Here is a 12388-nt window from a genome sequence, read left to right as displayed (position 1 = left end):
TGGCGGGATGTACGAGACTTGAACTCGCGACCTCCGACGTGACAGGCCGGCGCTCTAACCAACTGAGCTAACACCCCACTGGTGCACTGTGCTGCTGAAAAAAATGGCGGGATGTACGAGACTTGAACTCGCGACCTCCGACGTGACAGGCCGGCGCTCTAACCAACTGAGCTAACACCCCGTTCAGCTGCGAGAAAGTACAATACAGCAGTTAGCGATCCGATGCAAGTACTATTTTCAAAAATTTGGGAGTCCGGCGATTTTCAACCCGGAACGACACGTCGTGACGGATTCGGGCCCGCGCAGGGAAGCCGAACTCAGACCGAAGATCGAGCAACCTCCCGGCGCCCGCCCGAGCGGCAGCTGTACTAGCGACGTCGATCATCCCCCGGCTACTGCCCTAGCGTCGACCACCCTAGCATCGACGCCGTGCCCGATCCCGATCAGGGCGATATGCGCAGAAACGCCTCCCATCTTAAATGCAAAGAATGGGAGGCGACTCGAAGAACGGTGGCGATTCGTTCAACCTATTTCGCACGCTGGTTGATACGCGTCATGGACAGCACGCGCAGCGGCTGGTCGTCGGCGGGCGGCTCGATGGACTGCGTCCACGCATTGTCCACCAGAAACGCCAGCGGAACCTCCTGCTCCTGATCATCGGGCACGTTCACCTGCTCCAGGCACGCGGCCAGCAGCTTGTCGGGGCGAAGGCTGCCCGTGGGCTTCTGCTCCAACGTGAACGTCAGCGACGCCCCCTCAAGCAGCATCTCCCCCACAAGGAAATCGGCCACATCGAGCACCTTCTCCTTCTTCTTGCGGATGATGTGCACCTGCACGGGAACCGGCAGCTGCGCCGGCGCGGCCGACAAAAGCGCGCGATACGTGCTGAGCGGGAACGCCGCCGAAGCTGCAGGGGCCTTCGGCTCGATGTAGACGCACTCCTTCACCATAAGGTCGGGGACGCTCTCCTTCTGCAAGGCGAGCAGGGCCTCTTCGGGGCGCACGTAACGCAGAAGCTGCAGGTCGACCATCTCGTGCGTGCCGCCCACGCCCACGGGCAGCGCGGCGCCGAACGCGATCTTCATATGCGGGCTGAAGCCCTGCGACACGGCGAAGGGAAGCTGGGCGCGGCGCACGGCGCGCTCGATGGCGCGCGTCACCTCAAGGTGCGACAGCAACGCCAGGCGACCCTGCTTGGCGAACGTGATGCGCATGCGGAACGTCTGCTGCTCGGCCATGCTACTCCCCTTCCTCGGCGGTCTGCGGGCTGGCGGTGGACTGACCGCTTGCCGCATGCTCGGCGACTGCGGCCGCGGCCACACCCTCTTCGCCAGCCTGCTGCGGGCGGGCGTTCGATCCGCCGGCGATGCGCGGCTGGGCAAGCTGGTTGTCGATGCCCAAGCCCGGGCACGCACCGCATGCGGCGCAGCGCTCGAAGGTGCAGTCCGGCGTGGTCTTCTCCGCCGCGGCCTTCTTGCGCTCGTGCGCCAGGAAGCGCGTGGAAACGCCCGTGGAGATATGCTCCCAGGGCATAACGTAGCAAGTGTCGTAGGACGTCTGCGCAACGGCGGCCGGGTCAAGACCCACCTCGACAGCCGCGTCGCGCCATGCCTGCTCGTTGAAATGCTCGGTCCACGCATCGAAGCGCGCGCCGTGGCGCCACGCCGACTCCACCCAAGCGGCGGCAGCGCGCCCGCCGCGGCTCATGACGGCCTCGACGAAGCTGGTGGACGGGTCGTGCCAGTGCACGTCGATGGCGCGGTACTTCACGCTGCGGCGCAGAAGCGACACACGGCGCAGGGCCTCTTCCGGGGCGATCTGGCCGTCCCACTGGAACGGCGTCTGGGCCTTCGGCACGAACAGCGCGCACGACACCGACATGCGGATGTTGCCGCGCTGCTCGACCGGAACGGCCTTCTTCGCCCTGTCGTAGGCGCGCTGCACCAGGCTGGCGATGCCCTTGATGTCGTCGTCGGTTTCGGTGGGCAGGCCGATCATGAAGTACAGCTTGCAACGGCGCCAACCGGCGCCGAAGGCCGCGTCCACGGCACCGAACAGGTCGTCTTCAGTGACCTGCTTGTTGATGACGTCGCGCAAACGCTGCGTGCCGGCCTCGGGGGCGAACGTCAGGCCGCCCTTCTTCTGGCCGGCCACCAAACCCGCCATGTCCACGCCGAAGCTGTCAAGGCGCTGCGAGGGCACGGAGATGCGCACGCCCTTGCCCTGGAACTGCTTGTTCAGGCGCGTGAGGATATCGGCGATCTGCGAGTGATCGGTGGAGGAAAGCGACGTCAGGCTGACCTCGTCGTAGCCGGTTTGCGCCAGGCCGCACACCACCGAGTTCACGATGTTGTCGGCGGAGCGCTCACGCACCGGGCGGTACATCATGCCCGCCTGGCAGAAACGGCAGCCGCGGGCGCACCCGCGCAGCACCTCAACGTTCAGGCGATCCTGCACCACCTCGGTGAACGGCACGATGCACGGCTCCCAGCCGGGGCTTTCCGCAAAGCCCTCGAACACGCGCTTCTGGATGTGCGTGGGCAGGCCCTCCTCGAGAGGCTCGATCCAGCTGCCAACCTGCTGCGCCTGCTCCTCCTCGCGCCAACGGTACAGGCTGGGCACGTAGAAGCCGTCCATGCGCGCGATGGCGCGCAGGATATCGGCGCGGCACGCCCCCTCGGCGCGCAGACGCCGAATGGCCTGCAGGCACTCGGGCAGCGCCTCCTCGCCTTCGCCGATGTTGAAGATGTCGAAGAACGGCGCATAGGGCTCGGGGTTGAACGAGCACGGGCCACCGCCGATGACGAACAGGTCGTCCTCGCCGCGATCTTCCGCATGCAACGGGATCCCCGCCAGGTCAAGCGCCTCGAGCACGTTCGTGGCCACCAGCTCGTGCGACAGCGTGACGCCGAGCGCGTCGAACTCGGCCACAGGCGCGCAGCTTTCGATGGAGAACAGCGGCAGGCCCTCGGCGCGCATGGTGTCGCAGAACTCCGCCGCCGGCAGGAAGGCGCGCTCGGCCACCATGCCGTCCACGGCGTTCACCACGTTCACCAGGATGCGCAGGGCTTGATTGGCCTGCCCCAGCTCGTAGGTATCCGGATACATCATGCAGAAGCGGAAGTCCGCCTCGGGCTTGTACACGCACCCGAACTCATGGTTCAGGTAGCGCGCCGGTCTCTCGGCGCTCGCAAGCAGCGGCTCGAGCCGCGGCCACAGATCTGTCACTGATACCCCCTATTGGTAACAAGATTAACGTCGGGAAATGCGGGCCCGCAGACCCGCGGCGGCATCGGTTGCCTTCTGGCGAACGGCTTCCACGGCTGCCGCGCCGTTGTCGGCGGCGGCGCCTGCAGCCTGCTTCGCGGCAGCGGCGATGACCTTATCGCGCGCGGCCGAAACGTACTCGGCGAACTTCGCCACCGTCGGCCCGCCTTCGTAGAACTCCACGGCGGCACGGCCCATGGCGAGCGTGCCCGAATAGCCCACCGCGGCCTTCACCGCCCAACCAAGCACCGGCACGGCGGCGGCAAGCTGTCGCGCGACCGCACGGCATGCGAACGCGCCGCCCACCAGGGCGGCAAGCTCGCGCACGCGCCCGGCATCGATGGACTGCCCGTAGGCCGCCGCGATCCGAAGCAGCATCTTGGCCTGGTTGAGCGTCATGACGGGAAGGTCGGCGCCCGGGATGAGGAACAGCAGCCCCACGCCAGCGTTCTGCACGGCCGTGGCATTGACCGTTTCCAGCGCCAGCGGACGGCGCACGAACGGGAAGGCCTGCGCGAAGGCAAGGCGCTTGGCGCGGCAAGCCGCGCACACCCATTGACCCATGCGCGCATCGAGCGTGGCCCGCGCATCGTCGATGAGCTCGATGGGCTCGTAGATGCCGACATCGCCGTTTTCCGGCGGCTTGGGCACGCCCCACGAAGCCGTGATGGCAGGCCCCTGCCCCGCGGCGGTGGACACGTGCTCGTACACCTTCGCCGTGAGCTTGGGCGCCACGATGTCGGCCTCGGGAATAGCGCAACCCGCGGCCTTGGCGATAGCCGCCACAAGCTGCGGGAGCGTGGTGACCACCATGGCGGGCACGCCGGCCTTACGACAGGCGCGGGCATAGGCGCCCACGTTCTCGTTCAGGCCCGCCACGATGCAGGCCATATCGTCGCCGGAGCTGGGCGCGAACTCGCGCCCGTCCAGGTAGATGAGCGACACCCGCGCCGTGTCCGAAGCGCTAGCGAACGCCTGGCGCACATGGGCGGCAACGTCGCCCGGCGCCGTTTCGTCCACATACACGCTCACCGAAAGCGGCGTGGCACGGGCGGCCTCTACGTTGACGGCCTCTTCCAACAGCGCGCCGATATCAACAGGAAGCTGCATAGGGCATCCTTTCGCTTAATGCTGCTTGAGCGTCGCATTGTGGGACCACACGGAGCCGATCATGCCCAGCATGACGAAGTTCACCACCATAAACGACGATCCATAGCTCATGAACGGCAACGGGATGCCCGTGATGGGCATCAAGCCGCAGTCCATGCCGATGTTCTCCAAAATCTGGAACAGCCACATGCCCACGACGCACATCACGATGACCATGCCGAACAGGTCACCGGAGCTGCGGGCTATACGGAAGCTTATCAAAACCAGCGCCGCGTACAAACCGAGCAGGACGAGGGCGCCCAAAAATCCCAGCTCCTCGGCAAGCACGCAGAAGATGAAGTCGGTGGGCGCTTCGGGAAGAAGGCCCAACGAATGCTGCGTGCCCTGGAACAGGCCCTTGCCGAACAGGCCGCCCGAGCCGATGGCCACCTTGGCCTGCTGCAGGTTGTAGCCCTCATCGGTGGTTGCCGTTCCCGACTGGTCCATGAACACGAGCAGGCGGTTGCGCTGATACTGCTTGAGCAGCTTGTACTCGCCCGTGGAGGATTTGATCACCTCGTCTATGGCGAACACCGCCACGACGGCGGCCACGAACAACCCGAACGTTATCAGCAGGTACTTCGGATTGGCGCCGCCCATGACCAGGGCGAACGCCGCAATGCACAGATACACCAGGCCGGTACCCAGGTCTGGCTGCGTCATGATGCACGCAAACGGCACCATCATGATGCCAAGGGCCTTCACGTACTCGCGCGGGTCGTCCAAGTTGCCGCCGTAACGCGCCATGACCGCGGCATCCATGAGGATGACCGTGATCTTCGCGAACTCGCCGGGCTGGATCTGCATGCCCAGCTTGATCCAGCTTTTCGCGCCCATGCCGGCATCGGTGCCAAGGCCCGGTATGTGCGGCGACATGATGAGCACCACGTTGATGATAAGGAACAGCGTGGTGTAATCCGACAGGCGCCGGTAATCGAAGCGCCACACCAAGATCATAAACACCAAGCCCACGGCAACGCCGCCAAGCTGGCGGCTGTACTGGTAATCGCCGTCCGTGCGGACGGCGGAATACACGATGATCAGGCCGTATCCCACCAGCAACGTGACCACGACAGCTAGCGGCAGGTTCAGCCACGGGAAACGGCGCGGCTTGGATGCAGCCGATGCCGCCGCATTGGGGCGGCGAAGCGAATCGATTTGCGGTAACTGCGCCATAGCGCCCTCCTTCCCGTTAGTCCGAACGTCCGCTCGACGAGCCCTTGCCGGCGCCGGCTTCCGACTTGCCCGATGAACCGGCGATGTCGCCGACTTCCCCATCAGAGGCGTTGGTCGACGAAAGCGCCGCGGCCATGACCTGAGCGCCGATCGGGGCCGCCACCGAAGAGCCGCCGCCGCCGTGCTCGACGACGCAGGCGAGCACGTACTTCGGGTCGTCATAGGGGGCATAGCAGGCGAACCATGCCGTGTCCTCCATATCAGTGTATTCGGCCGTACCGGTTTTACACGCAACCGTATCCGGGTCGATACCTTGATCGTTGAACAGCTTGGCGATTTCTTCGTTGTCGGTGGTCACGCCTCGAAGCGCGTTGCGCACCACGGCAAGGTCGGCCATGGAAACGTCAGGCGTGTCCAGAACCTGCGGCTGATACGTAAGCGCCACATCGCCGCCGGCGTTTCGCACCTCTTTGAGCAGATGCGGCTTGACGATGTTGCCGGACGCGATGGCGCCATAAGCCACTGCGATCTCCATGGGCGTGACCAGCACGTAGCCCTGGCCGATGCACATGTTCGTGTAGTCGCCGCCCTTCCACTGGGCATCCTCGGGAGTATCGCGGAAGTACTCCTGCTTCCACTCGGGCGTGGGAATGCGGCCCGAGGTTTCGCCATTAAGGTCGATGCCGGTGGTCTGGTCCAAGCGGTAGCGCTTGAGGAAGTCCTGCAGCAGCGTTGCCGACTTGCCCTTGTTCGCCGCGGCGTCCCAGAACTTGTAGCCGATGTCGTAATACACGGTGTCGCACGAGTTCACGATGCCCCCGCGGAAGTCGAGCGTGCCATGGCCCTGCTTCTTCCAGCACTTCTGCACGTCGCCCGAGCCGAAGCCGTCCCAGCTGCCGGTGCAGTCCCAGGTCTCGGTTGCCGTGGCCATGCCGTTTTCCAACGCGGCCAAACCTGTGAAGGTCTTGTACGTGGATGCGGCCGGATAGGTGCCCTGGATGACGCGGTTGAGCAGCGGACTGAACGCGGCCGAGGATTGCAGCAGGTCAAGTTCGTCTTGCGTGATGCCGCCCACGAACGTGGAGGGAGTGAACGTGGGATAGCTGGAAAGCGCCACAATGCTTCCGTCGGTGACGTCCATGACCACCACCGCACCGCCCGTGCCCTTGCCCGAGCCGATGGCGCCGCCATCGGGGCAGATCATATCGGCAAGCGCCTTGTCCGCCACGTACTGCACGTGCGACTTCAGGGTGGTATGCACGTCCGAGCCCTTGACGGGCTGCGTTTCGCTGACCACTTCCACCACGTTGCCCTGCGCGTCGGCCATGACCTTGCGCTCGCCGTGGTCGCCGGCGAGCAGGTTGTCGTACATCTGCTCGATGCCGCTGCGGCCAACTGAATCGCCCAGCTCAAGATCGCGGCCTTCGGCCACGCTTGCGATATCGTCGCTGGTCACGCTGCCGGTGTAACCCACCGCATGCGCCGCAAGGGCGCCATGGGGGTAATCGCGCACCGTGCGGGTTTGCACGGTGATGCCGGGGAACGCATCGGCGTGCTCGGCGATGAAGGCGACGTTGCGCATGCTGGCGTCGCTTGCCACCACGCGCTGGCTTTGCGCGCCGCTGGTCGAGTCGGCGATGCGCTTGCGCACGATGCCCGTCGGTACGCCCAACACCGTGGACAGGCGCGCGACCACATCATGGTCGTTGGCGACATCTGGCTCGGCGAGCACCGTCAGCGACGTGCGGTTCTTCACGATGACGTTGCCGTCGGCGTCCAGGATATAGCCGCGAGGCGCAGGCGTGTACACCGTGGTGTATTGGTTGTCCTCGGATTCCTTCTTGAACGATTCGCCGGCAAGCACCTGCATGCTCCACAGCTTCGTGGCAAGGGTGCCGAAGATCAGGCCGGCCACAACGCCCATGGCGGTGAAGCGGCTCTTCAGGTTATCGCCGGGGTTTGCCACCGGCTGCGCCGGCGTGCCGCCGCGGGCGACGCCGCCCGCCGGCACGCGATGGGAATCGGGAAGCGAGCTGCTCACGCCCACCGACTGGATGGAGCGAACGTCGCGCTTGACGCTGACGTTCTCGGTTTTCCGGCTGCGAAGCACCGCGTAGACCGCCACCAGGATGGCGGCGACCACCAACAGGGCCACGAAGCCGGCTACGATAGCTGCGAACATGCGCGCCCCCTATCGCAGTTTCGGCGTGCGCAAACCGCGGTCCTGAGCGCCGCCGGCAAGCAGCCGCGCCATGACGAAGTAGACCACCAGGCCCACGGCACAGTCGTACAGCGCGCACGGGAGGGCGCGGGTGAACAGCGCCTCCAGGGGGTTGGCGGCAAGCCCGCATGCCATGAGCAGCATGCCGTAGCAAAGCTCGGCCAGAAGCGCGCAGGCCGTGAAGATTGCCAGCGGCATGAACAGCGTATCGTTATCCACCAGCGAGAACACGCGGGAAGCCAAGAAGCACGCGATGACCAGCAAAAGCGCCATGCCGCCAACCGGGCCCGTACCCGTAAGGTCGTATAGAAGGCCCATGACGAAGGGCAGCACCGGGCCGGCCTCCGTGGGGATGACGATGGCCACGACCAGCGCATAGGCCAGCAGGAAGTTCGGCTGCGCCGAGAACAGCGCCACTGCCGGGGCCAGCGCGATCTGCAGCACGAACGCCACGATGGCGCCCACCACCAGCACCAGGTTGTTCTTCTCGCCCATGGCTAGCGCCCCCCTTCGTTGGATGAATTGCCGTTGCCGGAGTTGTTGGAGCCGTTGGAGCTCGACGAGGAGCTGCTCGAGCTTCCCGTGTTGGATCCGCTGGAGCTATTGGAGCCGCTTGTGGAAGTCGAGCTGCTGGAGGCCGCGGAATCCGAATCGTCGTCATCGGATGCGCCCACGCTGGAAACCACCAGCACGTCCTCGAGCGTGTCGATGGAATCGTTCGGGGAAACCAAGATGCGTCGGCTGGTGTCGCCCTGCTGGGCGTCCACCTTCACCACCGTGCCGATGATAAGGCCACGCGCATAGCTTCCGCCCAAACCCGAGGTGACGATGACGTCGCCGACGTTCACCTCGGCGTCGGCGTCCAAGTCCTCAAGGTACAAAAGGCCCACCAGGCTGCCGCGCAAGATGCCCTCGGCTCGGCTGGACTGCACCATGGCCGCGGCGCCGGATTGCGGGTCGGTGAGCAAACGCACCGTCGCGGTGCTGCCGCTTGCCGATACCACCTGGCCCACCACGCCGGAGGTTCCGATGACCGTCTGGCCGGTCGAGATGCCCTCGTTAGCGCCCTTGTTGATGATGACCGTCTGGCTCCATGCCTCGGAGCTTCGGCCGATGACGCGCGCGCCCGTGCCCTCGATCTGGTAGTTGTCCTTCAAATCGAGCAGCTTCTGAAGGCGCTGGGCCTCCTGCTTGTACTCCTCCATCTGGGCATACTGCTGCTCAAGCTGGCTGTTGTACTCGCGCAAACCGGTCAAGGTGCTCTGGTCGGCGGTGATGTTCTCCATGGTGTCGCCCACCGTGGAGGTTGCCGCCTCCACCGAGCCGCCCACGATGCGCAGGGGGCTGACGGCGCCCGACACGGCCGACTGCAGCGTGTGCAGCGGACCGGCCGAGCCCTCGCGTCCGTAAGCCGTGACCATGATGATGCTGACCGCAATCAAGCCTATAAGCAGCGCTCGGCGCATAAGCGCCGAGCTTTGTTGTTGAAAATTCAGAGCCATAACGTTGAGGCTGTCCTATTTCGATCGCATGAGCGTCTGCTTGAGCGCCTGCGGGGTTTCGAGAACCTTCAGGCAACCCATGACCACGTTCGTCAAAGCCGTCTCGCTCACCCACACGGGGATTTCCAGCTTGTCGGTAAGGTAGCGGTCCAAGCCGGAAAGCAGGCCGCCGCCGCCGGTGAGCAGGATGCCGTTCTGGATGATGTCCGACGCCAGGTCGGGGTTGGTCTTCTTGAACGTCTCCTTGATGTGCACCACCATCTCCTCGCACGGGGCGATAAGGGCCGGGCGGACATCCTCGGACTGGATGGTGACTTCCTTAGGCTGCTCGGTGATGACGTCCTGGCCGGAGATGATCATGTCGCGCTCACGGCCGTCTTCAAACGGCAGGATGGAGCCGATCTTGATCTTGATGATCTCGGCGGTACGCTCGCCGATCTTGATGCCCAGAAGGTCGCGCAGGTGCATGGCGATGGCCTCGTCCATGCGGTTGCCGGCCAAGCGCAGGCTGGAGGACGTGACGATGCCGCCCAGGGAGATGACGGCCACCTCGGTGGTACCGCCGCCGATGTCGACGACCATGGAGCCGGTGGGCTCGGTGACGGGCAGGTCGGCGCCCATGGCAGCGGCCATGGGCTCCTCGATCAGGTACGCCTGGCGGGCACCCGCCTGCACGGCGGCCTCGAACACGGCGCGCTTCTCAACGGAGGTGGCGCCGCAAGGGATGCAGATGACGATGCGGGGCTTGGCCTGCCACGGGTACTTGCGCGGCGCGGCCTTGTTGATGAACGCGCTGATCATCGCCTCGGTGACATCGTAATCGGCCACCACGCCATCATGCAGCGGGTGCTCGGCCGAGAACGCGTCGGGCGTATGGTTGATCATGTTCTTCGCCTCGTGGCCGACGGCCAGGACGCGATGGGTGCTTTTCTCGATTGCGACGACGGAAGGCTCGTTGACGACGATGCCTTCGCCGGGAATGGCGACCAGGGTATTCGCGGTGCCGAGGTCGATGGCCATGTCGCACGACATCTGGCCAGTAAGACCCGAGAAGAAATCCAAGAATGACATGTAGGCAAACCCCTTGTGCTACGTTTCTAGTGAAACCAGATTCTAGCACAGGCGATTTCACCCGGTTTCCCTGCGCATGGAAATCCATCAGGGGTACGCATTAGGGGCGACGAGGAAAACCCCGGCCCCATACCGAGCATCAAGTCCAAACAGGCAAGCACCGAGCGAACCGTTCGCAGCACTCCATAAGCCCCTTCCCCATTGCGCCAACGAGGCGCACCCGATCGCCAGCATCAAGAAGCGGCCCGCATTTCGCGGGCCGCCTTCGTTTCTGCTATTCGGTTCCCTAGTGCACGCTGCAGCTGAAGCAGGGGTCGTAGGCTCGCACGAGCTTCTCGACCTCGGCGCTCACCTCCGGCGCCTCCGCGCCGTCGGCGATGAGCTTCTCGGCCAGCACGCGCATGTCGGCCTCCAGGTTCGCGCAGTTCTGCGCCGTGGGGGTCATGATGGTGGCATGCACCACGCGGCCGGAATCGTCGAGCTCGAGCTGATGGAACACCGTGCCTCGCGGCGCCTCGGTGAAGCCCGTGCCCACGCCTGCGCGCACCTCGAACGGCACCGGGGCGCTGTCGCCCTCGAACGGCCCGTCGGGCTCGGCGAGCTTGCGGCACAGATCGGCGCAACGTCCCAGCGCGTCGAGCACCTCGACCGCCTGGGCGACGTTGTTCAGGAACGGGTTGCGCTCGGGCGGGCGCAGGCCGGCCTTTGCGGCCGCAACCTTCGCCTCCTGCGAAAGCGCGCCCCACGATGCGTTGATGCGCGCCAGCGCGCCGGTGAAGTAGGTCTTTCCCGTCTGCCTGCAGCGGGCGAACAGCGCCGCGGAATGCGATACCTCGTACTCCTCGACCTGCTCGCAGGCCCTATCGGCGTCGAACGTGACGCCCGCGTCCAAGAAACGCGCCCAGCGGCTGTCGGCCACCGGGTAGCGGCCTTCGGCCACCATGGCCATCATGTCGCCCTGGGTGGCGATGTCGGGAACGGCGAAACCGTTGAACAGGTCGACCACCGCGCGGGCGAACTCGCGCTCGGCGTCCAGCTTGTCGGCCATGGCCAGGTACTCGTCGCGCGTAGGCTCATGGGTGAAGCCGCCCACCACCGCGGTGATCGGGTGGATGGAGCGGCCGCCCACCAGGTTGCACAGCTGGTTGCCCAACGACTTCAGGCCAAGCGCCTGGTCGAACAGCTCGGGGTTGGCCTTGGCCAGCGGAAACACGCTAGCCATGTCCAGGAAGTCGGGCGCGGCGAACACGAACAGGTGCGACGCGTGGTTTTGCAGATAGCTGCCGTACACCAGAAGCTCGCGCAGCGCGCGCGTGCGGTCGGTGACCTCCACGCCGAAGATGCGCTCAATGGCCAGGATATCGGTGATCACGTGACTTGCCGAGCAGATGCCGCACACGCGGCTGGCGATATACGGCACGTCTGCGAACTTGCGGCCCACCACCATGGACTCGAATAGGCGCGCCGGCTCCACCACGTTCATCTCGCAGGTTTCCACCGCACCGTCTTTGATGGACAGATGCACGTTGCCATGGCCCTCAACGCGGGCGATATGGTCTACCGAAATGGCGGTCCTCGTCATATCGATTCGTCTCCTATTCGCGCGCCGACTGCACGCGTTCAACCTGGTTGAACAGCGCCAGCGCCTCGTCGAAATCGTCCGGGTCCACGCCCGCGCGCTCGCACGCGGCGCGCGCGGCGTCAAGGTTGGCGTCGGGGGAAAGCCCGCGGCAGCCGTTGCACGCCCGCCCGAGGTTCACGCACTTCGCACCGCATCCGGCAACCGTCACCAGGCCCAGGCACAGCTGGCCCTGGTCGAAGAAGCAGTCGGTGCCGTTGCGCTTGCACTGCCCGCACATGGTGCCCGTGCGATCGAACTTGTTCGACCCGTACAGCGCGCGCTGCAGCACGTCGATGAAGTCCATGGTGTCGACCGGGCAGCAGCGCACCGTGTGGTCGACGTCGATGACCGCGCCGACCGGGCGCGGTACCACCATAGAGC

The 12388-nt window shown here is 65.3% G+C and carries 10 protein-coding genes and 2 tRNA genes; all 12 read right to left on the bottom strand.

The features are described from left to right. Positions 1–77, bottom strand: a tRNA-Asp gene (locus Q0H50_RS05330). A 27-nt stretch (positions 78–104) separates the two neighbouring features. Continuing rightward, positions 105–181, bottom strand: a tRNA-Asp gene (locus Q0H50_RS05325). A gap of 346 nt (positions 182–527) precedes the next feature. Continuing rightward, complete coding sequence (locus Q0H50_RS05320; protein WP_294420204.1) at positions 528–1238, bottom strand: TIGR03936 family radical SAM-associated protein; 711 nt, start codon at positions 1236–1238, stop codon at positions 528–530. Between the two features lies 1 nt (position 1239). Further along, entirely contained in the window at positions 1240–3228 is a 1989-nt protein-coding gene (locus Q0H50_RS05315; protein ID WP_294420202.1) for a TIGR03960 family B12-binding radical SAM protein, read from the bottom strand. 24 nt (positions 3229–3252) lie between these two features. Continuing rightward, positions 3253–4377 carry a hypothetical protein gene (locus tag Q0H50_RS05310; RefSeq protein ID WP_294420200.1) on the bottom strand — a complete coding sequence of 375 codons (1125 nt, stop codon included), beginning with the start codon at positions 4375–4377 and terminating at the stop codon, positions 3253–3255. Between the two features lie 15 nt (positions 4378–4392). Beyond that, positions 4393–5592 carry an FtsW/RodA/SpoVE family cell cycle protein gene (locus tag Q0H50_RS05305; RefSeq protein ID WP_294420198.1) on the bottom strand — a complete coding sequence of 400 codons (1200 nt, stop codon included), beginning with the start codon at positions 5590–5592 and terminating at the stop codon, positions 4393–4395. A gap of 16 nt (positions 5593–5608) precedes the next feature. Beyond that, positions 5609–7774 (bottom strand): penicillin-binding protein 2, encoded by a 2166-nt coding sequence (gene mrdA / locus Q0H50_RS05300; protein ID WP_294420189.1) that lies wholly within the window; start codon positions 7772–7774, stop codon positions 5609–5611. A gap of 9 nt (positions 7775–7783) precedes the next feature. Beyond that, positions 7784–8308 (bottom strand): rod shape-determining protein MreD, encoded by a 525-nt coding sequence (mreD, locus tag Q0H50_RS05295; RefSeq protein WP_294420183.1) that lies wholly within the window; start codon positions 8306–8308, stop codon positions 7784–7786. Positions 8309–8310: 2 nt separating this feature from the next. Next, positions 8311–9315, bottom strand: coding sequence for a rod shape-determining protein MreC (gene mreC, locus Q0H50_RS05290; RefSeq protein WP_294420181.1), 1005 nt, complete (start codon positions 9313–9315; stop codon positions 8311–8313). A 15-nt stretch (positions 9316–9330) separates the two neighbouring features. Continuing rightward, the gene (locus tag Q0H50_RS05285; protein ID WP_294420175.1) at positions 9331–10386 is read right to left on the bottom strand and encodes a rod shape-determining protein; all 1056 of its coding nucleotides are present in this window, start codon (positions 10384–10386) and stop codon (positions 9331–9333) included. A 286-nt stretch (positions 10387–10672) separates the two neighbouring features. Continuing rightward, on the bottom strand, positions 10673–11968 hold the full coding sequence (locus Q0H50_RS05280; protein ID WP_294420159.1) for a Ni/Fe hydrogenase subunit alpha: 1296 nt from the start codon (positions 11966–11968) through the stop codon (positions 10673–10675). Between the two features lie 13 nt (positions 11969–11981). Further along, positions 11982–12388, bottom strand: a 407-nt coding sequence (locus tag Q0H50_RS05275; protein WP_366936632.1) for a hypothetical protein, incomplete at its 5' end; no start/stop codon positions are given.

It is taken from the genome of uncultured Senegalimassilia sp. (assembly GCF_934632265.1).
GTDB lineage: Bacteria > Actinomycetota > Coriobacteriia > Coriobacteriales > Eggerthellaceae > Senegalimassilia.
This window is presented reverse-complemented; position numbering and strand designations above follow the sequence as displayed.